Raw genomic sequence first — 20,311 nt, 5'->3', positions numbered from 1 at the left:
CTTGAGGGATGGTGGTGGCTGAGGTCAGGATTTCTCTGCCAGATTCAAATGGGCCGAATGCGCTTGCTGATCGGCGTGGTAACTGCTGCGCACCATGGCGCCCACTGCCGCGTGCGAGAACCCCATTTCATAAGCTTTGGCTTCGAACATCTTGAAGGTGTCCGGGTGCACGTAGCGGCGAACGGGCAAGTGGCTGTTGCTGGGGGCCAAGTACTGGCCAATGGTCAGCATTTCAATGTGGTGCGCACGCATGTCACGCATCACTTCCAAAATTTCTTCGTCGGTTTCGCCCAAGCCAACCATCAGCCCGCTTTTCGTGGGCACGTTCGGAAACAGCGCCTTGAACTTTTTCAGCAGGTTCAGCGAGAACTGGTAGTCCGAGCCAGGGCGAGCTTCTTTGTACAAGCGCGGTACAGTTTCCATGTTGTGGTTCATCACGTCCGGTGGGGCCGCTTTGAGGATGTCGAGCGCGCGGTCGTCACGCCCCCGGAAGTCGGGCACCAGCACTTCGATCTGGGTGGTGGGTGACAGCTCGCGTGTTTTGCGGATGCACTCCACAAAATGCCCGGCGCCGCCGTCGCGCAGGTCGTCGCGGTCCACGCTGGTAATCACCACGTATTGCAGTTTGAGCTGCGCAATCGTCTTGGCCAGGTTGTCGGGTTCGTTCACATCCAGCGGGTCGGGGCGGCCGTGGCCCACGTCGCAAAACGGGCAGCGGCGTGTGCACTTGTCCCCCATGATCATGAAGGTGGCCGTGCCTTTGCCAAAGCATTCACCGATGTTGGGGCAGCTGGCTTCTTCGCACACGGTCACCAATTTGTTGGCACGCAGCACGTCTTTGATTTCATAAAAGCGTGTGGTGGGCGAGCCGGCCTTGACGCGGATCCACTCCGGCTTTTTCAGCACCTCGGCTTGCTCCACCTTGACCGGAATGCGCGAGAGTTTGGCGGCAGCTTTTTGCTTGGCCATGGGGTCGTAGTTTTCAACGCTTTGCGCTTCGCGCACCACTTGGCGTTCGGTCGGGATGTTGCTCATCGGATTCTTTCGGTGGCCGCTCGGCGGCAGGTCAGGGGGCGTTTCAGAGACGGGCGGCGAGTTGGCCCGCCAGCACACGGGCAGCATCGTCCCAGGTGGTTTCAACACCGATTGTAAAAAGGTCCACGGTTTTCAGGCCGGCATAACCACAGGGGTTGATACGCTCAAAGGGTTGAAGGTCCATGGCCACGTTCAGGGCCGCGCCGTGGTAGGTGCAGTGGCGGCTGACTTTGATGCCCAAGGCGCTGATCTTGCCCAGGCCCTTGAAGGGGTCGTTGGCGGGTGTCGGGCCAACCAAGGCCGCGTGGCTGAAGGGGTCGTCCAGGCGCACGTAGATGCCGGGTGCACCCGCCACCCGGTGGCCTGTGACGCCATAGTGGGCCAAAGTCCGGATGACCGATTCTTCCAGCTTGAAGACGTATTCCTTGACGTAGTAGCCAGCCCGTTGCAAATTGACCAGCGGATAGGCCATGACTTGGCCAGGACCATGAAAAGTGACTTGCCCGCCCCGGTTGGTCTGCACCACCGGAATGTTGCCGGGCATCAACAGGTGCGAGGCTTGCCCGGCCAGCCCTTGGGTGAACACGGGAGGGTGTTCGCACACCCAAAGTTCATTGGGCGTGTCAGGGGTGCGGGTGGCCGTGAAAGCCTGCATGGCTTCGTAGGTTGGCAAGTAGTCCACTTGCCCAAGAAGCCGGATGTCCATGCTCAAAGCACGATTTTGACCATCGGGTGCGAGGTCAGGGCGCGGTAAAGGTCGTCGAGTTGTTCGCGGCTGGTTGCCGTGATGCTGAGCGTCACGCCCAAGTAATTGCCGCCTTTGCTGGGGCGCAATTCGATGGTGGCAGGGTCGAAGCCGGGATCGAATTGCTGGGCAACTTGGCACATGGCTTCGGCAAAACCGTCGACCATGGCACCCATGACTTTGATCGGAAAGACCGATGGGTATTCGATCAAAGTTTCTTGGCGTGGGTCGGTACCGGCGGGAGGTTGGATGGAGGCGCTCATGAATGTTTCCGTTGAGCCTGCTAGCTTAACGCCAGACGACAACAGCCAGGACGGCTGCCCAGCCGAGTGCGAAATTGGTCAAAACCAAGGGGTGAATTTGTGCCAAAGCTTTGCCCGCTGCGGGCCAGTCCTCAGCGGTCACGGCCGCTTTCAGGCGACGAAATGGCACAAACCAAATGTGCCCAAAAACAAGGCACATCAAGACACCCAGACCCGACATGGCGTGCCATCCTCGGGGAGCCAGTTTCATGTCTGTCAATGAAAGCATCCAAAACCCCGTCGCCAAAATCAGCGCGATGGAGATCCAGACCATGACAAAAAACCGGGACAAGACACCGGACATCAATGGCAGACGTTCTGGCGGAGGCAAGCGCTGGATGGCCACAGGACGCAGCGCCAAAATCACCAATGCCATGCCGCCCAACCAGACAATGCCAGCGGCCAAGTGCAAAAATTTGAACCATTCATACATGTGTGAACCTCGGGGCCGGGTCGTGCCGGTGCTGAAAAATGATCAAAAAGAAAGTCCTTGACGGCCGAGAATGCACTTAAAACGTGCGACTTGCATGGATGCGGGCCAAAAAAAGTGGAGGGGCACGGGTTTCTACGTATAATCTGAGGCTTTGCTGCATTTGCCAAGCGTAACCTGGATGTAATTTGAGATGACCAAAATCGCCTCATCATCACAAAACGGGTTGCGTGACGCAACAACAGTTGTTGTAGATGAAGCGCTGGAGCCTGAATTCAAGCCCTTGACTGCCGAACAAGCGCAGACTTGGCGACAAAACCACAGGCAAGCATCGCCTTGGCGTGTTTTGTGGTTGCAATCAGGCGTCGGGGCTTTGATGGCGCTGTCGACAGCATGGGTAACGGGACAAACCCATTTGGCCGCTTCGGTGGCTTGGGGTGCGCTGGCGGTGGTGATGCCTGGCATGGTCTTTGTCAGGGCTTTGAGCCGACAAATGCGCCGAACTCAGCCAGGCGCGGCCTTGGTGGGTTTGTTTGTTTGGGAGTTGGTCAAGATCATTTTGACCGTGGCGTTGCTTCTGGTGGCGCCGAAAGTGATTTCACAGCTGAGTTGGTTGTCTTTGGTGGCCGGCTTTGTGGTGACGATGAAGGTGTATTGGCTGGCCATGGCGCTGGGCTGGATGCAAGCAAAGTCGAAGCCGAAATTTTTTTGAATTGATTGGTGATTTATGTCTGCTGAAAACGCTGGCGCGCATGCCCCAACGGCTGGAGAGTACATCCAGCACCACCTGCAACACCTGCAAATGAATTTTTCATTTGAGGGCGTCAAGCAAACAAGCATTGTCGACTTCAGTCTTTTCAATTTGGACTCGGTTGTTTTCTCCCTGGTGTTGGGTGCAATCGGTTGTTTCGTGCTGTGGGCTGCAGCGCGTAAAGCCACTTCGGGTGTTCCGGGCCGTTTTCAGGCAGCCGTTGAAATCTTGTCGGAAATGGTTGAAAACCAGGCCAAGGGCGTGATCCACAACGCCAAGAGTCGCAAGCTCATTTCGCCGCTGGCCTTGACCGTTTTCGTTTGGATTTTCCTGATGAACGCCATGGACATGTTGCCGGTCGATTTGATTCCTGCCGCTTGGCATGCTGCGGGCCCGGCTTTGGGCTTCAAAGATTACATGCGTGTGGTGCCCACGGCTGACTTGTCCACCACATTGGGCTTGTCATGCTCAGTGCTGTTTGTTTGCTTGGTCTACAACATCAAGATCAAAGGCTTGGGCGGTTGGGCGCATGAACTGATTGCTGCGCCTTTTGGTGACCATTGGGCTCTGTATCCGATTAACTTCTTGATGCAGATGATTGAATATTTGGCCAAGACGGTTTCGCATGGCATGCGACTGTTTGGCAACATGTTTGCGGGTGAGTTGGTGTTCATGTTGATTGCCCTCATGGGTGGCGGCTGGGCATTGTCGGCAACTGGCGTGGGTTTGGCCATTGGTCATATCGTCGCCGGTACCGTGTGGACACTGTTCCACATCCTGGTCATCACCTTGCAAGCCTTCATCTTTATGATGTTGACGCTGATCTACACGGGTCAAGCGCACGACGCACATTGATGACACTTTTTCTCTCGTTTCTTGTTTCTTTTTTCCACTAACTTTTAGGAGCTTCTCATGGAAAACATTCTCGGCCTGGTGGCATTGGCATGTGGTTTGATCGTTGGTCTGGGTGCTATCGGCGCTTCCATCGGTATCGCTTTGATGGGCGGTAAATTCCTCGAGTCTTCTGCTCGTCAACCTGAATTGATGAACGAACTCCAAACCAAGATGTTCATCTTGGCGGGTCTGATCGACGCTGCGTTCCTGATTGGTGTGGCCATCGCTCTGTTGTTTGCCTTCGCCAACCCCTTCGTTTTGAAGTAATCCACGTACCTCTTCCAACAGAAGAAGGACTGAACCGTGAACATTAACGCTACTCTGTTCATTCAGATGATCGTTTTTGCGATTCTGGTGTGGTTCACGATGAAATTCGTGTGGCCCCCGATCACAAAAGCGCTCGACGAACGGGCACAGAAAATCGCTGACGGCCTCGCTGCCGCCGACAAAGCCAAAGCCGAACTCAGCAACGCCAATGCGCGTGTTGAGTCCGAATTGGCGCAGTCGCGCAATGAGACGGCTTCACGCTTGGCAGATGCCGAGCGCCGTGCTAATGGCATCGTTGACGAAGCCAAGGCACGTGCCACCGAAGAAGGCAACAAGATCATCGCCGCTGCAAAGGCTGAAGCTGAGCAGCAAGCGGTCAAAGCGCGCGAGGCTCTGCGTGAGCAGGTTGCCGCTTTGGCTGTCAAAGGTGCCGAGCAGATTCTCCGCAAGGAAGTCAACGCCGGTGTCCACGCTGATCTGCTGAGCCGCCTCAAGACCGAGCTGTAAGAAGCTCCAGCCAGAGAAGACCATGGCAGAACTTGCTACCATCGCCCGCCCTTATGCCGATGCGCTTTTTAAAGCGCAGGCATCCGATCTTGCTGGCACGGCCGCTTGGCTGGATGAATTGGCTGCCATTGCCGATAACGCGCAATTGCAACAATTTGTCGACAGCCCCAAAGTGTCCGACGAGCAGGCATTTGAGCTGATCTCTGGCGTGGTGCGCACTGCACTGCCCGAGGCTGGCAAGAACTTCCTGCGCCTGGTGATCGAAAACCGCCGTCTCAGTGCGCTGCCTGTTGTTGCACAGCAGTACCGGGCCCTAATGAATGCGCAAGGTGGCACCGCAGATGCGGTGGTCTACAGCGCATTTCCCATCGACGCTTCGGCTTTGGCCGACTTGTCTTCCACACTCGAAAAACGCTTTGCGCGCAAGCTCAATGTGAGCGTTGAGTTGGATGCTGCCTTGATCGGCGGCATCCGTGTGGTGGTGGGCGATGAGGTGCTTGACACCTCTGTCAAGGCCCGACTGGAACAAATGAAATCGGCCCTCACCGCATAAGCGGGCGAGACCGGACATATTTAAAGAAAGAAGGAAAGAGTCATGCAACTCAATCCCGCAGAAATTTCTGAACTGATTAAGAGCCGCATCGAAGGGCTGTCCGCCAGCGCCGATATCCGCAACCAAGGCACTGTGGTGTCTGTGACCGACGGTATCGTTCGCGTGCACGGCTTGTCGGATGTGATGCAGGGCGAAATGCTCGAGTTTCCATCCACGGCTGATGGCACCGCCACTTTTGGTCTGGCCCTGAACCTCGAGCGTGACTCGGTGGGCGCCGTGATCTTGGGTGAGTACGAGCACATCTCCGAAGGCGACACTGTCAAGTGCACAGGCCGTATTCTGGAAGTGCCAGTTGGCCCAGAACTGATTGGCCGTGTGGTCAACGCACTGGGTCAGCCCATTGACGGCAAAGGCCCCATCAATGCCAAGATGACCGACGTGATCGAAAAAGTCGCCCCTGGCGTGATCGCACGTAAATCGGTTGACCAGCCTATGCAAACCGGCCTGAAGTCGATTGACTCCATGGTGCCTGTGGGCCGTGGCCAGCGCGAACTGATCATTGGTGATCGTCAGACCGGCAAGACCGCCGTCGCGATTGACGCCATCATCAACCAAAAAGGTCAGAACATGACCTGCGTTTACGTCGCGATTGGCCAAAAGGCTTCGTCGATCAAAAACGTGGTGCGTGCTCTGGAACAAGCTGGTGCGATGGAGTACACCATCGTTGTGGCCGCTTCTGCCTCAGAATCCGCTGCCATGCAGTATGTGTCGGCCTACTCTGGCTGCACCATGGGTGAATACTTCCGTGACCGCGGTGAAGATGCTTTGATCGTTTATGACGATCTGTCCAAGCAAGCTGTGGCTTACCGCCAAGTGTCTTTGCTGTTGCGTCGCCCACCAGGCCGTGAAGCTTACCCTGGCGACGTGTTCTATCTCCACAGCCGTCTGCTCGAGCGTGCGGCCCGCGTGAACGCCGACTACGTCGAAGCCTTCACCAAAGGCGCAGTGACTGGCAAAACAGGTTCTTTGACGGCTCTGCCCATCATCGAAACTCAGGCTGGTGACGTGTCTGCCTTCGTGCCCACGAACGTGATTTCGATCACCGACGGTCAGATCTTCTTGGAAACCTCGTTGTTCAACGCGGGTATCCGCCCTGCGATCAACGCCGGTATCTCGGTGTCACGCGTCGGCAGCTCCGCACAGACCAAGGTCATCAAAGGCCAGTCTGGCGGTATCCGTACCGATTTGGCCCAGTACCGTGAATTGGCTGCTTTTGCGCAGTTCGCTTCTGATCTGGACGAATCCACACGCAAGCAATTGGACCGCGGTGCCCGTGTGACCGAATTGCTCAAGCAAGCTCAGTACAGCCCATTGTCGATCAGCCTGATGGGTGCAAGCCTGTTTGCCGTGAACAAAGGCTTCATGGACGACATCGATGTGAAGAAAGTGCTGGCTTTTGAGCACGGCTTGCATGCGTACTTGAAGGACAAGTGCGCTGCATTGTTGGCCAAAATCGAGAGCTCTAAAGCTTTGGACAAAGAGGCAGAAGCCGAATTGAACACTGCTGTGGCCGCTTTCAAGAAAAGCTTTGCTTAATTTCTACCTGATCAAAAGGAGCCGCTGATGGCATCGGGCAAGGAACTACGCACCAAGATCAAATCGGTGGAAAACACCAAGAAGATCACCAAGGCCATGGAGATGATTTCCGTCTCCAAAATGCGCAAGGCGCAGGAGCGTATGCGCACGGCCCGGCCTTACAGCGAGAAGATTCGCACCATTGCGACCCATCTCGGGCAGGCCAATCCTGAATACGTGCATGCCTTCATGAAACCCAACGACGGCAAGTCTGTTGGCTTCATTGTGGTGACCACGGACAAAGGATTGTGCGGTGGCTTGAACACCAACCTGTTGCGCGCTGTGACCGTTCAATTGCGTGAAACGCAGGCTGAGGGCAAAACGCCTCTGGCTGTGGCCATCGGCGGCAAAGGTTTGGGTTTCCTGAACCGCGTCAATGCCAAGGTGGTGGCCAATGTCACCCATTTAGGCGATAAGCCGCACCTTGAAAAGTTGATCGGCCCCGTCAAGGTGTTGCTCGATGCTTACGCTGCCGGTGAGGTGAGTGCTGTGTACCTGTGCTACAACAAGTTTGTCAGCACCATGGCACAAGTGCCGACCATCGATCAGCTGTTGCCGCTGTCTTCTTCCAAAATGGAAGCGGAAACCAAGGCGGCAGGTGCCGTGGCCCACGGATGGGATTACATCTACGAGCCCGATGCCCAATCGGTCATTGACGATTTGTTGATCCGTTATGCAGAAGCCTTGGCCTACCAAGCTGTGGCCGAAAACATGGCCTCGGAACACGCTGCACGCATGGTGGCCATGAAGGCCGCCACGGACAACGCTGGCAATGTGATTGGCGAACTCAAACTCGTTTACAACAAGACCCGTCAGGCCGCCATCACCAAAGAACTGTCGGAAATCGTCTCTGGCGCAGCCGCGATCAGCGGCTGATCCCCAGTTCAGCAAATTCAAATTATTTGGAGCGAAAAATGCAAGCCCAAGGAAAAATTGTTCAGTGTATTGGTGCTGTGGTCGACGTGGAGTTTCCACGCAACCAGATGCCCAAGGTTTATGACGCACTCAAAATGGAAGGCTCCGCGCTGACCCTGGAAGTGCAACAGCAACTCGGCGACGGCATTGTGCGCACCATTGCGCTCGGTTCCTCCGACGGTCTGCGTCGTGGCCTGATCGTGTCCAATACCGGTAAAGCCATCACCGTTCCAGTGGGCAAAGCCACACTGGGCCGCATCATGGACGTGCTGGGTGCCCCCATCGACGAACGCGGCCCTGTCAGCCAGGAACTCACCGCTTCGATTCACCGCAAAGCCCCTGCGTATGACGAACTGAGCCCATCGCAAGAACTGCTGGAAACCGGCATCAAGGTGATTGACTTGGTTTGCCCTTTCGCCAAAGGCGGTAAGGTCGGCTTGTTCGGTGGTGCCGGTGTGGGCAAGACCGTGAACATGATGGAACTCATCAACAACATCGCCAAGGCGCACAGCGGTTTGTCCGTGTTCGCTGGTGTGGGTGAGCGTACCCGTGAAGGCAACGACTTCTACCACGAGATGGCCGACTCCGGCGTCGTGAACTTGGAGAACCTGCCCGAGTCCAAAGTGGCCATGGTGTACGGTCAGATGAACGAGCCACCAGGCAACCGTTTGCGCGTCGCCTTGACCGGTTTGACCATCGCCGAATCGTTCCGTGACGAAGGCAAAGACGTTTTGTTCTTCGTGGACAACATCTACCGCTACACACTGGCCGGTACCGAAGTGTCCGCCTTGTTGGGTCGTATGCCTTCTGCTGTGGGTTACCAGCCTACGCTGGCCGAAGAAATGGGCCGCCTGCAAGAACGTATCACGTCGACCAAAGTCGGCTCGATCACCTCCATCCAGGCCGTTTACGTGCCAGCGGATGACTTGACCGACCCATCGCCTGCGACCACCTTCGCGCACTTGGACTCCACCGTGGTGTTGAGCCGTGACATCGCTTCGCTCGGTATTTACCCCGCTGTGGATCCTCTGGACTCCACCAGCCGTCAGCTCGATCCTTTGGTTGTGGGCCAAGACCACTACGAAACAGCCCGCGCTGTGCAAGGCACATTGCAGCGTTACCGCGAGTTGCGCGACATCATCGCGATCATGGGTATGGACGACTTGGCGCCTGAAGACAAGTTGGCCGTGGCCCGTGCCCGCAAAATCCAGCGTTTCCTGTCGCAGCCTTTCCACGTGGCTGAAGTGTTCACGGGCTCTCCTGGCAAGTACGTCACCTTGGCTGAAACCATTCGTGGATTCAAGATGATTGTGGCCGGCGAGTGCGATCACCTGCCAGAACAAGCTTTCTACATGGTCGGTACCATTGACGAAGCTTTTGAAAAGGCCAAAAAGGCAGCCTAAAGCAGGGACCCGGGGGGGCGCAGCCTCTCCGAATACCCGCTTGAATGCACCTTTTTAAGGAGTAAACATGAACACCATCCACGTTGATGTGGTCAGTGCCGAAGAGTCCATCTATTCGGGTGAAGCCCGTTTTGTGGCCTTGCCCGGCGAGTCTGGCGAATTGGGCATTTACCCGCGCCACACCCCCTTGATCACCCGCATCAAAGCCGGCTCGGTTCGCATCGAGAAGGCAGACGGTGGCGAAGAGTTTGTTTTCGTTGCAGGTGGCATTCTGGAAGTGCAGCCTGACTGCGTGACCGTGTTGTCCGACACCGCGATCCGCGGCAAAGACCTCGACGAAGAGAAAGCCAACGCGGCCAAAGCTTTGGCTGAAGAGGCCCTGAAAAATGCCAAAAGTGAAATCGACATGGCCCGCGCCACGTCAGAGTTGGCAGTTTTGGCGGCCCAATTGTCTGCGCTGCGCAAGTACCGTAAAAAGTAATCTGAGAGATCACGTGCAAGGCTTGAGTGGCAAGCCCTCGAAAACCCGGCGCAGTCATGTGGCCGGGTTTTTTGTTGGCTCAAACACAAATCAGACGTGTAGACTAGGACGCACCATGAAACGAGCCAAACTCCAAGCTGCTATTGTGGGCGGAAGCCCAGACGACGTTGAGCATCATTTCTACGAAGCGCTGCACAACGCAGACATCGAGCAGCTCATGGGGTGTTGGGCCGAAGAGGATGACATCGTTTGTGTGCACCCTGGTGGCCCCCGTTTGGTAGGACCAGGTGCCATTCGTGCCACATTTGAAAACATGTTCAGCAACGGCAGCGTCCAAGCGCACCCGGAAAGAATTCACAAAATTGAGTCTCTGGCCAGTGCAGTCCATCACTTGGTGGAGCGTGTCGAAGTGATGTCCCCACAAGGGCCCCAAACTGCATTTGTGATCGCCACCAACGTTTATCACAAAACAGCGCAAGGCTGGCGCATGGTGGCCCACCACACCAGTCCTGGTACGGCGAACGACGCGGTCGATGTGGGGGTCAAGCCTCAAGTCTTGCATTGACCGCAATGCTGATCAGATCGCCTTCTTGGTTGCCGGGAGGACATGCGCAGACGATTTGGCCGGCGCTGTTTGCGCGGAGACGTTTTGGCCCCCTGACCCGCAAAATTCGCGAACGATGGGCAACGCCAGACGGTGATTTCATCGATGTTGATCGCCAGCATGCCAGCAGCCCAAGTCTTCCCTTGATGGTGCTCTTTCATGGACTGGAGGGTTCTTCCAGCAGCCATTACGCCGTGGCCTTTGCGGATTGGGCCGCTGAACATGATTTGAACTTTGCTTTGCCCCATTTCAGGGGGTGCAGTGGTGAGTTGAACGCAGGACCGAGGGCCTACCATTCAGGCGATCACCAAGAGATCGATTGGGTGTTGAGAAAGCTGAGACAGGCGCACCAGCGAGATGGGGGGCACACCCTGGTGGCCGCCGGTGTTTCGCTCGGTGGCAATGCTTTGATGCGCTGGGCTGGAGAGCACGGCCAGTTGGCCTTGCACAGTGCGGATGCCATTGCAGCCATCTGCGCACCTCTGGATCTGACGCAAAGTGGAAGAGCGATTGGCCAAGGCTTGAACCGACAAATCTACACCCGCATGTTTTTGCGCAGCATGAAGCCCAAGGCCATGGCCAAATGGGCCCAACATCCGGGCTTGTTTGATGCCCAAAAACTCTTGGCAGCACGGGACCTGTACGAATTTGACAACGTCTTCACCGCGCCGTTACACGGATTCAAGAACACGGACGACTACTGGTTGCGCGCATCGGCCAAACCGCTCATGAAGCACATCCAATTGCCCGCTTTGGCACTGAATGCGCAAAACGATCCGTTTGTGCCATCGCAGAGTTTGCCCAAAGCGCATGACGTTTCTCCTGCCGTCACGTTGTGGCAGCCGCAGCAAGGCGGTCACGTTGGTTTTGCGCAAGGGCCATGGCCAGGTCATGTTCGTGGTCTGCCCGATCAGGTCGGGGCCTGGCTGTTGAACGCAGCTGGACAAGCCCTGCAGCCGAACGGGGGTGTGTATGGATGACATGGTCAAACAAGCGATGGCCAAATGGCCCAACGTGCCAGACTGCTATGGGTGGTTGGGCCTGGACAGTCGGGGGCAATGGCACATGCGAGATGACCGCGTGCAGAGCTTGGGTTCATACCAAAGTGCTGTGTCCGGTGCCAAGGGCTCGGTGTTGAAGCATGAAAAATTGTTGGCCTTCATTCATCGCAATTACGCCAAGGATGACCAGGGGCAATGGTTCTTCCAAAATGGACCCCAAAGGGTCTACGTGGAGCTTGAAATCACGCCCTACGTGTGGCGCTTGGATGCGCATTTCGTGCCCACGGCCCAGACAGGAGAATCGACACAAGTGCTGGCCTGCTTGATGGATGAAGTGGGTCGTGTGTACCTCCATACCCACTTGGGCTTTGGTTTGGTCCATTCTATGGATGTCGCGCGGGTGGCCGATGCTTTGGAGCAAGGGCGTTGGTTGTTGACCGATTGCGAGTCCAGGGCGTTGCCAACTGAATACGGATTCGTGACCAGTCCGCAAGCTGTGGCCAAAGCCAAACCACCATAAAAAAACCGACCTGCAGGTCGGTTGATGGGGCGCTCAGTGCGGGATTACTTTTTTTCTTCGTTGGCCGGCGCTGCAGGCTCTTCGAATTTGGCGCCCGCGTTGTTGGCCATGTAAACCACGGCACGCGCGATCTCGGTGTCGTTGAAATCGCCACCCGACTGGGCACCCATCGCGCCCTTGCCTTTGAGCGCGGAAGTGACCAAGGTCTCCAAGCCTTGTTTGATGCGAGGGCCCCACGCTGCCGCATCGGCAAATTTGGGAGCACCTGCAGCACCAGAGCCGTGACATGCCAAGCATTGAGCCTTGTAGACCTCTTCGCCGGCTTTCAATGGGCGGTTCGCATCGCGCACTTCAATGGAGCCAACTTTTTGAATGCGTTGTGCCACGGACTTTTCACTGTCGCTGGAGCCCGGTGCGGTTTTGTTGGCCGAAGTGACATAAAACACCAAGCCAATGATGATGAACACGGGGATGATGAAAGAAGCAAGGCTGAGCAAAAGCATTTGCTTGGGGGTTTTCACTGGGCCGGTGTGTGCTTCGTGGTGATCGTGGCTGTTGTCGCTCATGAAATCCTCTGGTAGGGCTTGGCCGATAGGCCTTCGGATGGTCCGGAATCAACCCAAGATTATAGCGGTCTGCCCTTCACAGAGCTTGCAAGCCCAAGGATCCATGACAAGCCATGTGATAATGCGCGATCACCACATGTTGCGGCTGTAGCTCAGTGGATAGAGTATTGGCCTCCGAAGCCAAGGGTCGTGGGTTCGATCCCCGCCAGCCGCACCAAATTCAAGCGCGCCACCCTTTGCGGTGGCGTTTTTGTTCCTGCCATGCGCTCATGGGCTTGCAGGTTCCGAACTCAGCGGTTCTTGCACGCGACGCGCGCCGGTGAAACGTTGGGTCCAATAGGCAGCGCGAAGGTCATCGACGCGCACGGCTTTGCCTGCGCTTGGCGCATGAATGAATTTGCCATCGCCAATGTAGATGCCCACATGGCTGAAGGTGCGACGCATGGTGTTGAAGAAAACCAGGTCGCCGGGGTTGAGTTCATTGCGCTCAATTTTTTCTGTGGTTTTGGCTTGCTCATCGGCACGACGCGGCAGCAAACGACCCACAGAGGTTTCATAAATGTGCCGAACAAAACCACTGCAATCGAAGCCGGTATCGGTAGAAGTCCCGCCGCGTTTGTAGGGTACGCCCAGCAGGGTCATGGCCTTGCCCAGCATCTGATTGGTTTTTTCACCCACCGTGGATTTGACCTGGTCGCCCAACTGCAGCAGGCTGACCATATCGCTGGCGCGTTTGTCCACAGGCGCTTGTGTGTCCTCAGGCGCAGCCACGCTCAGTGAGGCGGCCAATAAAAGGCTGGCGGCCATGGCGGTGGCCTTAGTCATCACGGTTTGATGGGTGGTGCATGGGAGGGGCATGATAGCAAGCCTTGGGCGTTTTGACTCAGGGTGCCCCTTTGGCACTTGTCCTGCCGCCACAGGACGCACTGACTTAAACCCCGTAGCGGTCCCTGTAAGCTTGTACGCTGGGCAGGTGCAGGCCCACTTCGCTGCTGCCTTGAGCAGACAAGTAGGCCAACAGGTCCGACAGTTGAGCGATGCAGCAAACGCCCATGCCCAGCGTGCGGCGGACATATTGAACGGCGCTGTGGGGAACATCTCTGACCGAGCCGTCAGCTTGCTTTTCCGTGGCCATCTCCTGACGGTCCAGTGCGATGGCCATGGCATGTGGCGTGGCCCCAGCAGCTTGAATCAGGGCAATCGATTCCCGCGCGGCGGTTCCAGCACTCATGACATCGTCCACGATCAGCACGCGCCCTTTGAGGGGTGCGCCCACCAGCGAGCCGCCTTCGCCGTGGTCCTTGGCTTCCTTGCGGTTGTAGGCAAAGGGCACGTTCTTGCCCAAACGGGCCAACTCGATGGCCACGGCCGCGCCCAGTGGAATGCCTTTGTAGGCGGGACCGAAAATCATGTCGAATTCAATGCCACTGGCCAGCAGGGCTTTTGCATAAAATTGCGCCAGTCGGCTGAGCTTGGCACCATCGTCAAACAGGCCCGCGTTGAAGAAGTAAGGGCTCATGCGCCCGGCTTTGGTCTTGAATTCACCAAAGCGCAGCACGCCCGAATCCACCGCAAACTGCACAAATTCCTGAGCGAGCGCCTGCATGTGGGCGCTGCTTGCCTGTTCTGTCACCATGGGGAAATCCTTGTTCAAACTCACCAGCCTCAACCTCAACGGCATCCGTTCGGCCACGACCAAAGGGGTCCAGGCCTGGCTGGCGCAAGAGAAGCCCGATTGTATTTGCGTGCAAGAGGTCAAAGCCCAGGCGCCCGACGTGGCCGGTAAATTTGAGGAACTGGCGGGATTGAAAGGCCATTTCCACTTTGCCGAAAAGAAAGGGTATTCGGGCGTCGGCGTTTACACCCGCCACGAACCGAGTGATGTGGTGGTCGGCTTCGACGGTGGCGAATTCGACGCCGAAGGCCGTTATGTGGAAACACGCTTTGACACGCCCGCCCGCAAGTTGTCCATCATCAGCGTGTATTTTCCCAGTGGTTCGTCTGGACCTGAGCGGCAGGAGGCCAAATTCCGCTTCTTGAAAAAGATGTACCCGCACCTGATGGGCCTCAAAGCAGAGCGTGACTTCATTGTCTGCAGTGACGTGAACATCGCGCACCAGCAGGCCGATCTTAAAAACTGGAAGGGCAACCTCAAAAACAGCGGCTTCCTGCCCGAAGAGCGCCAGTGGATGACGCAGTTGACCACCGAAGGCGGCGTGGTGGATGTGTACCGCCGCTTGAAACCCGACGCCACCGAGGAGTGCTACACTTGGTGGAGCAACCGCGGTCAGGCCTACGCCAAGAATGTGGGTTGGCGTCTGGACTACCATCTGGCCACGCCCGCGGTGGCCGACAAGGCCCGCACCGAGCACATCTACAAGGGCGAAAAGTTTTCTGACCATGCACCCATCACCATCGGCTACGAGGGTTTGCTCTGAGGCCGCGCAGGCATGAAGCTGTTTCAATGGCCGTGCAGTTCCTTGTGAGGCCAGCGGAGACATGATGAAAAAGCTTTTTGGGGTTTGGGGTGGGTTGTTGTTGGTGGGGCTGGTGTACTTTTGCCTTTGGCCCGTCCCGATCGAGCCGGTCAGTTGGGATGCTCCCGCCGCGCCGGGCTATGCAGGGCCGCATGCGGTCAACGACAAGCTGGCCAAGCTCAATGTGATCGACTTGGGCACCGAGGCAGGGCCGGAGCACATTCTCGTCGGGCCAGACGGCAAGCTTTACACCACGGTGGAGAGTGGCCGCATTTTGCGCATGCAGCCTGACGGTTCGCAGCAAGAAGTCTTTGCCCAGACGGGTGGCCGCGTGCTCGGCTTTGACTTTGACCACAAAGGCCATTTGATTGCAGCCGACGCCGTCAAAGGCCTGCTGTCCATCGCGCCCGACAAAACGATCCAGCTGCTGACCGACAAGGTCGATGTGAACGGCCGGCCTGATCCGATCCGCTACGCCGACGCGGTGGTGGTGGCCCAAAACGGCAAGATGTACCTGAGCGACGCGTCTACCCGCTTTGCCCCCAAGGACTGGGGCGGCACCTTCGAGGCCAGCGTGCTGGACATCTTGGAGCAGGCGGCCACCGGCCGTGTGCTGGAGTTTGATCCCGTGAGTGGTCAAACCCGCATCGTGGCGCATGGCCTCAGTTTTGCCAACGGCGTGGCGCTGAGTCAAGACGAAAAACACCTGTTTGTGAGCGAAACCGGCAAGTATCGGGTCTGGAAGATCGACGTCAACGCCCAAGGGGTGAACGTGACAAAAGGCGGCGCAGAGGCTCGGGTGTTGTTGGAGAACCTGCCGGGTTACCCTGACAACCTGATGCGTGGGCGTGACGGCAAGATGTGGCTGGGCTTGGCCAAGCCACGCAACCCGACCATCGACCAACTGGCGCAGCAACCGTTCCTGCGCAAAGTCACTTTGCGCCTGCCGCGCGCGCTGTGGCCTATTCCCAGGGCTTACGGCCATGTGATGGCGTTTACCGAAGACGGCCAAGTGGTCAAAGATCTCCAAGACCCGAGTGGGGCGTATCCCGAGAGCACCGGTGTGACCGAAACGGCAGACAGACTCTATATCCAGAGTCTGCATGCCAAGGGTTTGGGCTGGTTGCCGCGCTGAGGCCTGGCCGTCACCCGCGTGTGTAAGTGAGCATCCGCCCTTTGTACGCGGCCTCGTCGGCGTGTGCCAACAAATTGAGCACCTGTTCATGCAGGGTGAATCCCGCGCGCGCCATGTGTTTGTGAAATGCTGTGCGGTTGCTCCGGTTGGGGTCTACCACCCAGATTTCTGAAGCGGCGGCTGCGTGGCCATCGATGAATTTGGCCAGGGTGCCTTCGTCGTCCCGCTCATACAAAATGTCGCTGCCCACAATCAACTCGAACAGCCCGCTCAGCCGTTCGTCTTGGGCCGATGTCATGACAGGCAATCCGTCCTCGCGCAAGGCTGCGGTGCCCCACAAACCATGACGGTAGTTCATCGGAGACAGGCCATTCAATCGGGTGTTTTCATCCAAAAAAGCATGCGTGAGCGGGTGGCAATCGCTGGCGGTGACGTTGGCACCGCGGCGGTGCGCAATCAAGCTGGCCAAGCCCAAACCGCAGCCAATCTCCAAAATCCGCTCGCTGGTCACGGGCCGAAGGGCCATGCGCTCAGCCATGCGTTGACCTGAAGGCCACAGCAACCCAAACAAAGGCCAGGTGGCCGAAGAAATGCCCAAATTCAGAGCTTCGTCCAAAGGGTCATGGAATTGGTTTTTGTCGAGCAAGGAGCGGATGAGGACGTCTTCCACGCCTAAAACGGCGATGGTTTCGAGTTTGGTCAAGTAGCCGGGGTAGGAAGCGGGCAAAAAAGCATTCGGTGCAGCGCAAAAACACAAACCCCAGGCGCTGGCTGCTTGCACTGTACACCTTGCTGCAACCGGCCACCCGCCATGACTGTGTGCCTCAGCGCACAGTCAATGTGGCGGCCAGGAAGGAACATGGACATGAAGCAGATCGTCCATGGCTTCACTGGAAAGCACTTATGCAGAAAAAAACTTGGATGATGGCCAGTTTTCCCCAACATGGCGGCGCTTTGCTTTTTGCTTTCATGGCCCATCACACCGCCCCCCGCCCCCACGCCGGCACCGATCGCGGTGTTCTTTTCTTGCGCTGTCATGCCTGCGCATGGAAAGCTCCTGTTGTCTGTGGGTGAAGCACTGGTCCATCGCTGCGTCGACTGCGGCATGGGCCTTTTCTATAATTTGCCCATGCTTCAATACCAAACCATTCCCGTCACGCCCTTTCAGCAAAATTGTTCTGTACTTTGGGATGACCACAGCCGTCAGGCTGCCGTGGTGGACCCGGGCGGTGATCTGGATTTGATTTTGGATACCGTGCGCCAGCATGGCCTGAAACTCGAGCAAATTTGGATCACCCATGGTCATCTGGACCATGCTTCAGGCACGGCGGATTTGGCCGAACAGTTGGGCGGCTTGCCCATCATTGGGCCGCATCCGGCAGACCAATTCTGGATTGAGGGATTGCCGCAGGCTGCGGCCGCTTATGGTTTTCCACCCGCGCGGGTTTTCCAGCCCACACGCTGGTTGGCTGACGGGGACACCGTGACACTGGGGGCGCACACGTTGCAAGTGCGCCACTGTCCCGGACACACGCCGGGCCATGTCGTGTTTTATTCACCGGAGATCAAGCGCGCTTTTGTGGGCGATGTGCTGTTCGCTGGCAGCATTGGGCGCACCGACTTTCCGCAAGGCAACCACGAGGACCTGATTGCCAGCATCACCCAACGTTTATGGCCGATGGGCCATGACACCGTCTTCATCCCTGGCCACGGACCCGAAAGCACTTTTGGGCGAGAGCGGCAGAGCAACCCCTATGTGCGAGACAAGTGACCGGGCGTGTGCGCGTTCAACCCTGACGGGCTTTTTCGTAAAGGTGTTGCACCTTCGGTAAGTTGGCTTGAAGCTCTTCAATGCGGTTGGCGCCACTGGGGTGTGTTGACAAAAAAGAAGGGCTGCCATTGCCACTGGCCGCTTGCATCTTTTGCCACAGGCTCACACTGGCCTCAGGTTTGTAGCCGCCACGCGCGGCGATTTCAAGACCCACCAAATCCGATTCGGTCTCGTCATCTCGGCTGTATTTCAACGTGAGCAACTGTGTGCCCAAGTTGGCCGCAGCATCCCCCAGCGAACCCAAGCCCAAAAGTTGCGACGCAATGGACAAGCCGATGCTGGTGGCTTGGCTTTTGGCCAAACGCTCGCGGGCATGTTCACGCAATGCGTGTGCCATCTCATGCCCCATGATCATGGCGACTTCGTCGTCATTCAGCTTCAGTTGGTCCAGGATGCCGGTGTAGAAGGCAATTTTGCCGCCAGGCATGCACCAAGCGTTGATCTGTTTGCTGCTGATCAAGTTGACTTGCCACTTCCAGTCGCGCGAACGGGGATTCCACGGCGCTGTCTGGGGAATGAGCCTTTGCGCAATGGTGTGCAAGCGCTGCAACTGCGGGTGGTCATCGGCTGCCAGTGCACCCTTGGCACGGGCTTCGGTCAGCACTTGGTTGTACTGCTGCCGAGCCGAGTTCTCCAGTGTTTCTGCAGGCACCAGTTTGCGCAAACTCGACGATGAACCCACGTCCACTTGCCCCCATGCACCCGCTGCAGCGGTCGTGCCTGCGGCCAGCAGGAAGGCGCGCCGCGCCTGCCACGAGGGCGATTCGGTAGCGCCGTGGTGCGGTTCAACAAAAGGGGTTTTGAGGTTGCAAATCAAGCACATGGTGGCTAAATGATAGCGAATGTGCGCAACTTCAGTTGAAGCGGGCACCCGTCCTGCATTCGATAATGGCGGTATGGTCAATCCCCCCACCCCTTCCAGCCCCTCCGATCTGCCCGCACCGAGCACGGTGCGCACCTGGCGAGAAGCCCTGCGTCTGTATTTGCAACCGGCCAGTCTTCGCATGTTGGCACTGGGTTTTTCAGCAGGGCTGCCTTTGCTGCTCGTGTTGGGTACACTCAGTTTCAGGTTGCGTGAAGCAGGGATTGACCGCAGCACCATCGGTTACCTCAGCTGGGTGGGCTTGGCGTATGGCGTGAAATGGATGTGGGCCCCTTTGGTGGACCGCATGCCGATTCCGGGGCTGACGAAGCGTTTGGGGCGCAGACGCAGTTGGCTGCTGTTGTCACAAATCGTCATTGCGGGGGGGCTGGTGGGCATGGCTGTGAACGATCCTTCGCAATTGCTCACGCCCTTGGTCGCGTGTGCTTTGGCCGTGGCCATTGCATCGGCCACGCAAGACATTGCGCTGGACGCGTACCGCATCGAGTCGGCCCAAGTCCATGCCCAAGCCGCGTTGGCGGCCAGTTATCAAACGGGTTATCGCTTGGCCATGATTTGGGCCGGCGCGGGTGTGTTGTGGGTGGCGGCTTGGGTCCAGGGTGAGCAAACCACGGGTTATGTGCAGTCGGCCTGGCAAGCGGCGTATGGGGCCATGGCGCTGAGCATGTTGCCGGGCATGCTGGTGGTGCTGGCCTCGCCAGAACCAGCACCAATGCCCTTTGCGCCTGCGCGCAATGTGGCCGAGTGGCTCAGGGGTGCGGTGCTTGAGCCTTTTGCTGATTTTTGGCTTCGTTACCGCTGGCAGGCGGTGCTGCTGTTGGCGTTGATTGCCGTTTACCGCATCAGTGACGTGGTCATGGGGATCATGGCCAACCCGTTTTATGTGGACATGGGTTTTACCAAAACCGAAGTGGCCAGTGTGACCAAGGTGTATGGCGTCATCATGACCTTGGTGGGCGCTTTTGTCGGCGGGGTGTTATCAGCCCGGCTGGGTGTCATGCGTGTGCTCATGCTGGGCGCGGCATTGAGTGCGGCGAGCAACTTGCTGTTTGTCTGGCTCAGTGGCGTGGGGCACGACGTGCAGGCCTTGGTGTGGGTCATCTCGGCCGACAATTTGGCCAGTGGCATCGCCTCTGCAGCTTTTATTGCTTATTTGTCGTCACTCACCAACATCAGTTACTCGGCCACGCAGTACGCCCTGCTCAGCTCCATGATGCTGCTGTTGCCCAAGTTCATTGCCGGTTTTTCGGGCGACTTTGTCAATGCGCATGGCTACGCCACATTCTTCACCGCCACCGCTTGGTTGGGCTTGCCGGTGTTGTTGTTGGTAGCGCTGGCCTCGCGGGTGCAGGCCAAGGACGCTTAAGTCGTGGATG

The 20,311-nt window shown here is 57.3% G+C and carries 25 protein-coding genes and 1 tRNA gene; 17 read left to right on the top strand and 9 right to left on the bottom strand.

Annotation, left to right across the window (positions count from 1 at the left end; all coding sequences use genetic code 11):
- Positions 1-24 precede the first annotated feature (24 nt).
- The 4 genes from lipA to ACHEXK_RS14085 are packed head-to-tail and all read right to left on the bottom strand — an operon-like array spanning position 25 to position 2,515.
- The gene (lipA, locus tag ACHEXK_RS14100; RefSeq protein ID WP_416546927.1) at positions 25-1,035 is read right to left on the bottom strand and encodes a lipoyl synthase; all 1,011 of its coding nucleotides are present in this window, start codon (positions 1,033-1,035) and stop codon (positions 25-27) included.
- Between the two features lie 43 nt (positions 1,036-1,078).
- On the bottom strand, positions 1,079-1,741 hold the full coding sequence (gene lipB / locus ACHEXK_RS14095) for a lipoyl(octanoyl) transferase LipB (protein ID WP_416546926.1): 663 nt from the start codon (positions 1,739-1,741) through the stop codon (positions 1,079-1,081).
- A 2-nt stretch (positions 1,742-1,743) separates the two neighbouring features.
- The gene (locus ACHEXK_RS14090) at positions 1,744-2,043 is read right to left on the bottom strand and encodes a YbeD family protein (RefSeq protein WP_416546925.1); all 300 of its coding nucleotides are present in this window, start codon (positions 2,041-2,043) and stop codon (positions 1,744-1,746) included.
- 25 nt (positions 2,044-2,068) lie between these two features.
- A complete protein-coding gene (locus tag ACHEXK_RS14085) occupies positions 2,069-2,515 on the bottom strand; it encodes a DUF4149 domain-containing protein (RefSeq protein WP_416546924.1) in 447 nt (148 codons plus the stop codon).
- Positions 2,516-2,705: 190 nt separating this feature from the next.
- On the opposite strand from ACHEXK_RS14085, the gene ACHEXK_RS14080 reads away from it, so the two are divergent.
- The 12 genes from ACHEXK_RS14080 to ACHEXK_RS14025 all read left to right on the top strand — a co-directional run bounded on the left by ACHEXK_RS14080 (position 2,706) and on the right by ACHEXK_RS14025 (position 12,043).
- Positions 2,706-3,224, top strand: coding sequence for an ATP synthase subunit I (locus tag ACHEXK_RS14080; protein ID WP_416546923.1), 519 nt, complete (start codon positions 2,706-2,708; stop codon positions 3,222-3,224).
- Positions 3,225-3,239: 15 nt separating this feature from the next.
- The gene (gene atpB / locus ACHEXK_RS14075) at positions 3,240-4,118 is read left to right on the top strand and encodes a F0F1 ATP synthase subunit A (RefSeq protein ID WP_416546922.1); all 879 of its coding nucleotides are present in this window, start codon (positions 3,240-3,242) and stop codon (positions 4,116-4,118) included.
- Between the two features lie 57 nt (positions 4,119-4,175).
- A complete protein-coding gene (gene atpE / locus ACHEXK_RS14070) occupies positions 4,176-4,424 on the top strand; it encodes a F0F1 ATP synthase subunit C (protein WP_019429175.1) in 249 nt (82 codons plus the stop codon).
- 36 nt (positions 4,425-4,460) lie between these two features.
- On the top strand, positions 4,461-4,931 hold the full coding sequence (locus ACHEXK_RS14065; protein ID WP_053172777.1) for a F0F1 ATP synthase subunit B: 471 nt from the start codon (positions 4,461-4,463) through the stop codon (positions 4,929-4,931).
- Positions 4,932-4,953: 22 nt separating this feature from the next.
- Positions 4,954-5,484 (top strand): F0F1 ATP synthase subunit delta, encoded by a 531-nt coding sequence (locus ACHEXK_RS14060; protein ID WP_416546921.1) that lies wholly within the window; start codon positions 4,954-4,956, stop codon positions 5,482-5,484.
- A 42-nt stretch (positions 5,485-5,526) separates the two neighbouring features.
- Positions 5,527-7,080 carry a F0F1 ATP synthase subunit alpha gene (gene atpA, locus ACHEXK_RS14055; protein WP_416546920.1) on the top strand — a complete coding sequence of 518 codons (1,554 nt, stop codon included), beginning with the start codon at positions 5,527-5,529 and terminating at the stop codon, positions 7,078-7,080.
- A gap of 27 nt (positions 7,081-7,107) precedes the next feature.
- Positions 7,108-7,995 carry a F0F1 ATP synthase subunit gamma gene (gene atpG / locus ACHEXK_RS14050; RefSeq protein ID WP_416546919.1) on the top strand — a complete coding sequence of 296 codons (888 nt, stop codon included), beginning with the start codon at positions 7,108-7,110 and terminating at the stop codon, positions 7,993-7,995.
- Positions 7,996-8,033: 38 nt separating this feature from the next.
- Positions 8,034-9,437, top strand: a complete 1,404-nt coding sequence (atpD, locus tag ACHEXK_RS14045; RefSeq protein ID WP_108285753.1) for a F0F1 ATP synthase subunit beta — start codon at positions 8,034-8,036, stop codon at positions 9,435-9,437.
- Positions 9,438-9,504: 67 nt separating this feature from the next.
- Positions 9,505-9,918 carry a F0F1 ATP synthase subunit epsilon gene (locus ACHEXK_RS14040; RefSeq protein ID WP_416546918.1) on the top strand — a complete coding sequence of 138 codons (414 nt, stop codon included), beginning with the start codon at positions 9,505-9,507 and terminating at the stop codon, positions 9,916-9,918.
- Between the two features lie 115 nt (positions 9,919-10,033).
- Entirely contained in the window at positions 10,034-10,483 is a 450-nt protein-coding gene (locus ACHEXK_RS14035) for a YybH family protein (RefSeq protein WP_416546917.1), read from the top strand.
- A 5-nt stretch (positions 10,484-10,488) separates the two neighbouring features.
- Positions 10,489-11,502 carry a YheT family hydrolase gene (locus ACHEXK_RS14030; RefSeq protein WP_416546916.1) on the top strand — a complete coding sequence of 338 codons (1,014 nt, stop codon included), beginning with the start codon at positions 10,489-10,491 and terminating at the stop codon, positions 11,500-11,502.
- On the top strand, positions 11,495-12,043 hold the full coding sequence (locus tag ACHEXK_RS14025; RefSeq protein WP_416546915.1) for a DUF2946 family protein: 549 nt from the start codon (positions 11,495-11,497) through the stop codon (positions 12,041-12,043). The genes ACHEXK_RS14030 and ACHEXK_RS14025 overlap by 8 nt, the downstream gene beginning before the upstream one ends.
- A 44-nt stretch (positions 12,044-12,087) precedes the next feature.
- Here the strand turns inward: ACHEXK_RS14025 and ACHEXK_RS14020 are convergent, their stop codons facing one another.
- The gene (locus ACHEXK_RS14020; protein ID WP_416546914.1) at positions 12,088-12,609 is read right to left on the bottom strand and encodes a c-type cytochrome; all 522 of its coding nucleotides are present in this window, start codon (positions 12,607-12,609) and stop codon (positions 12,088-12,090) included.
- Between the two features lie 141 nt (positions 12,610-12,750).
- Here ACHEXK_RS14020 and ACHEXK_RS14015 point away from each other — a divergent pair.
- Positions 12,751-12,826: transfer RNA gene (locus ACHEXK_RS14015), tRNA-Arg, on the top strand.
- A gap of 50 nt (positions 12,827-12,876) precedes the next feature.
- On the opposite strand, the gene ACHEXK_RS14010 is transcribed toward ACHEXK_RS14015, so the two are convergent.
- Positions 12,877-13,434, bottom strand: a complete 558-nt coding sequence (locus ACHEXK_RS14010; protein ID WP_416546913.1) for a C40 family peptidase — start codon at positions 13,432-13,434, stop codon at positions 12,877-12,879.
- Positions 13,435-13,540: 106 nt separating this feature from the next.
- Complete coding sequence (gene pyrE / locus ACHEXK_RS14005; protein ID WP_416546912.1) at positions 13,541-14,245, bottom strand: orotate phosphoribosyltransferase; 705 nt, start codon at positions 14,243-14,245, stop codon at positions 13,541-13,543.
- A gap of 10 nt (positions 14,246-14,255) precedes the next feature.
- Between pyrE and ACHEXK_RS14000 the strand changes: the two genes are divergently transcribed.
- Positions 14,256-15,047: an exodeoxyribonuclease III gene (locus ACHEXK_RS14000; RefSeq protein ID WP_416548958.1), complete on the top strand. Its 792-nt coding sequence runs from the start codon at positions 14,256-14,258 to the stop codon at positions 15,045-15,047.
- A gap of 61 nt (positions 15,048-15,108) precedes the next feature.
- Positions 15,109-16,221: an SMP-30/gluconolactonase/LRE family protein gene (locus ACHEXK_RS13995; protein WP_416546911.1), complete on the top strand. Its 1,113-nt coding sequence runs from the start codon at positions 15,109-15,111 to the stop codon at positions 16,219-16,221.
- A gap of 10 nt (positions 16,222-16,231) precedes the next feature.
- On the opposite strand, the gene ACHEXK_RS13990 is transcribed toward ACHEXK_RS13995, so the two are convergent.
- The gene (locus ACHEXK_RS13990) at positions 16,232-16,948 is read right to left on the bottom strand and encodes a class I SAM-dependent methyltransferase (RefSeq protein ID WP_416546910.1); all 717 of its coding nucleotides are present in this window, start codon (positions 16,946-16,948) and stop codon (positions 16,232-16,234) included.
- A gap of 402 nt (positions 16,949-17,350) precedes the next feature.
- On the opposite strand from ACHEXK_RS13990, the gene ACHEXK_RS13985 reads away from it, so the two are divergent.
- On the top strand, positions 17,351-17,992 hold the full coding sequence (locus ACHEXK_RS13985) for an MBL fold metallo-hydrolase (protein WP_416546909.1): 642 nt from the start codon (positions 17,351-17,353) through the stop codon (positions 17,990-17,992).
- Positions 17,993-18,008: 16 nt separating this feature from the next.
- Here ACHEXK_RS13985 and ACHEXK_RS13980 read toward each other — a convergent pair whose 3' ends face one another.
- Entirely contained in the window at positions 18,009-18,875 is an 867-nt protein-coding gene (locus ACHEXK_RS13980; RefSeq protein ID WP_416546908.1) for a M48 family metallopeptidase, read from the bottom strand.
- A gap of 73 nt (positions 18,876-18,948) precedes the next feature.
- On the opposite strand from ACHEXK_RS13980, the gene ACHEXK_RS13975 reads away from it, so the two are divergent.
- Positions 18,949-20,301, top strand: a complete 1,353-nt coding sequence (locus ACHEXK_RS13975; protein WP_416546907.1) for an AmpG family muropeptide MFS transporter — start codon at positions 18,949-18,951, stop codon at positions 20,299-20,301.
- Positions 20,302-20,311 lie beyond the last annotated feature (10 nt).

Source organism: Limnohabitans sp. DCL3 (assembly GCF_048019295.1).
Taxonomy (GTDB): domain Bacteria; phylum Pseudomonadota; class Gammaproteobacteria; order Burkholderiales; family Burkholderiaceae_C; genus Limnohabitans_A.
Note: the sequence above shows the minus strand (reverse complement) of the source record. Positions and strands in the feature narration are given on the sequence as shown.

What these genes read in the sequence shown, in the direction of transcription:
- lipA (WP_416546927.1), bottom strand. Translation starts at nt 1,035, where the DNA reads ATGAGCAACATCCCGACCGAACGCCAAGTGGTGCGCGAAGCGCAAAGC.
- lipB (WP_416546926.1), bottom strand. Translation starts at nt 1,741, where the DNA reads ATGGACATCCGGCTTCTTGGGCAAGTGGACTACTTGCCAACCTACGAA.
- ACHEXK_RS14090 (WP_416546925.1), bottom strand. Translation starts at nt 2,043, where the DNA reads ATGAGCGCCTCCATCCAACCTCCCGCCGGTACCGACCCACGCCAAGAA.
- ACHEXK_RS14085 (WP_416546924.1), bottom strand. Translation starts at nt 2,515, where the DNA reads ATGTATGAATGGTTCAAATTTTTGCACTTGGCCGCTGGCATTGTCTGG.
- ACHEXK_RS14080 (WP_416546923.1), top strand. Translation starts at nt 2,706, where the DNA reads ATGACCAAAATCGCCTCATCATCACAAAACGGGTTGCGTGACGCAACA.
- atpB (WP_416546922.1), top strand. Translation starts at nt 3,240, where the DNA reads ATGTCTGCTGAAAACGCTGGCGCGCATGCCCCAACGGCTGGAGAGTAC.
- atpE (WP_019429175.1), top strand. Translation starts at nt 4,176, where the DNA reads ATGGAAAACATTCTCGGCCTGGTGGCATTGGCATGTGGTTTGATCGTT.
- ACHEXK_RS14060 (WP_416546921.1), top strand. Translation starts at nt 4,954, where the DNA reads ATGGCAGAACTTGCTACCATCGCCCGCCCTTATGCCGATGCGCTTTTT.
- atpA (WP_416546920.1), top strand. Translation starts at nt 5,527, where the DNA reads ATGCAACTCAATCCCGCAGAAATTTCTGAACTGATTAAGAGCCGCATC.
- atpG (WP_416546919.1), top strand. Translation starts at nt 7,108, where the DNA reads ATGGCATCGGGCAAGGAACTACGCACCAAGATCAAATCGGTGGAAAAC.
- atpD (WP_108285753.1), top strand. Translation starts at nt 8,034, where the DNA reads ATGCAAGCCCAAGGAAAAATTGTTCAGTGTATTGGTGCTGTGGTCGAC.
- ACHEXK_RS14040 (WP_416546918.1), top strand. Translation starts at nt 9,505, where the DNA reads ATGAACACCATCCACGTTGATGTGGTCAGTGCCGAAGAGTCCATCTAT.
- ACHEXK_RS14035 (WP_416546917.1), top strand. Translation starts at nt 10,034, where the DNA reads ATGAAACGAGCCAAACTCCAAGCTGCTATTGTGGGCGGAAGCCCAGAC.
- ACHEXK_RS14030 (WP_416546916.1), top strand. Translation starts at nt 10,489, where the DNA reads ATGCTGATCAGATCGCCTTCTTGGTTGCCGGGAGGACATGCGCAGACG.
- ACHEXK_RS14025 (WP_416546915.1), top strand. Translation starts at nt 11,495, where the DNA reads ATGGATGACATGGTCAAACAAGCGATGGCCAAATGGCCCAACGTGCCA.
- ACHEXK_RS14020 (WP_416546914.1), bottom strand. Translation starts at nt 12,609, where the DNA reads ATGAGCGACAACAGCCACGATCACCACGAAGCACACACCGGCCCAGTG.
- ACHEXK_RS14010 (WP_416546913.1), bottom strand. Translation starts at nt 13,434, where the DNA reads ATGACTAAGGCCACCGCCATGGCCGCCAGCCTTTTATTGGCCGCCTCA.
- pyrE (WP_416546912.1), bottom strand. Translation starts at nt 14,245, where the DNA reads ATGGTGACAGAACAGGCAAGCAGCGCCCACATGCAGGCGCTCGCTCAG.
- ACHEXK_RS13995 (WP_416546911.1), top strand. Translation starts at nt 15,109, where the DNA reads ATGATGAAAAAGCTTTTTGGGGTTTGGGGTGGGTTGTTGTTGGTGGGG.
- ACHEXK_RS13985 (WP_416546909.1), top strand. Translation starts at nt 17,351, where the DNA reads ATGCTTCAATACCAAACCATTCCCGTCACGCCCTTTCAGCAAAATTGT.
- ACHEXK_RS13980 (WP_416546908.1), bottom strand. Translation starts at nt 18,875, where the DNA reads ATGTGCTTGATTTGCAACCTCAAAACCCCTTTTGTTGAACCGCACCAC.
- ACHEXK_RS13975 (WP_416546907.1), top strand. Translation starts at nt 18,949, where the DNA reads ATGGTCAATCCCCCCACCCCTTCCAGCCCCTCCGATCTGCCCGCACCG.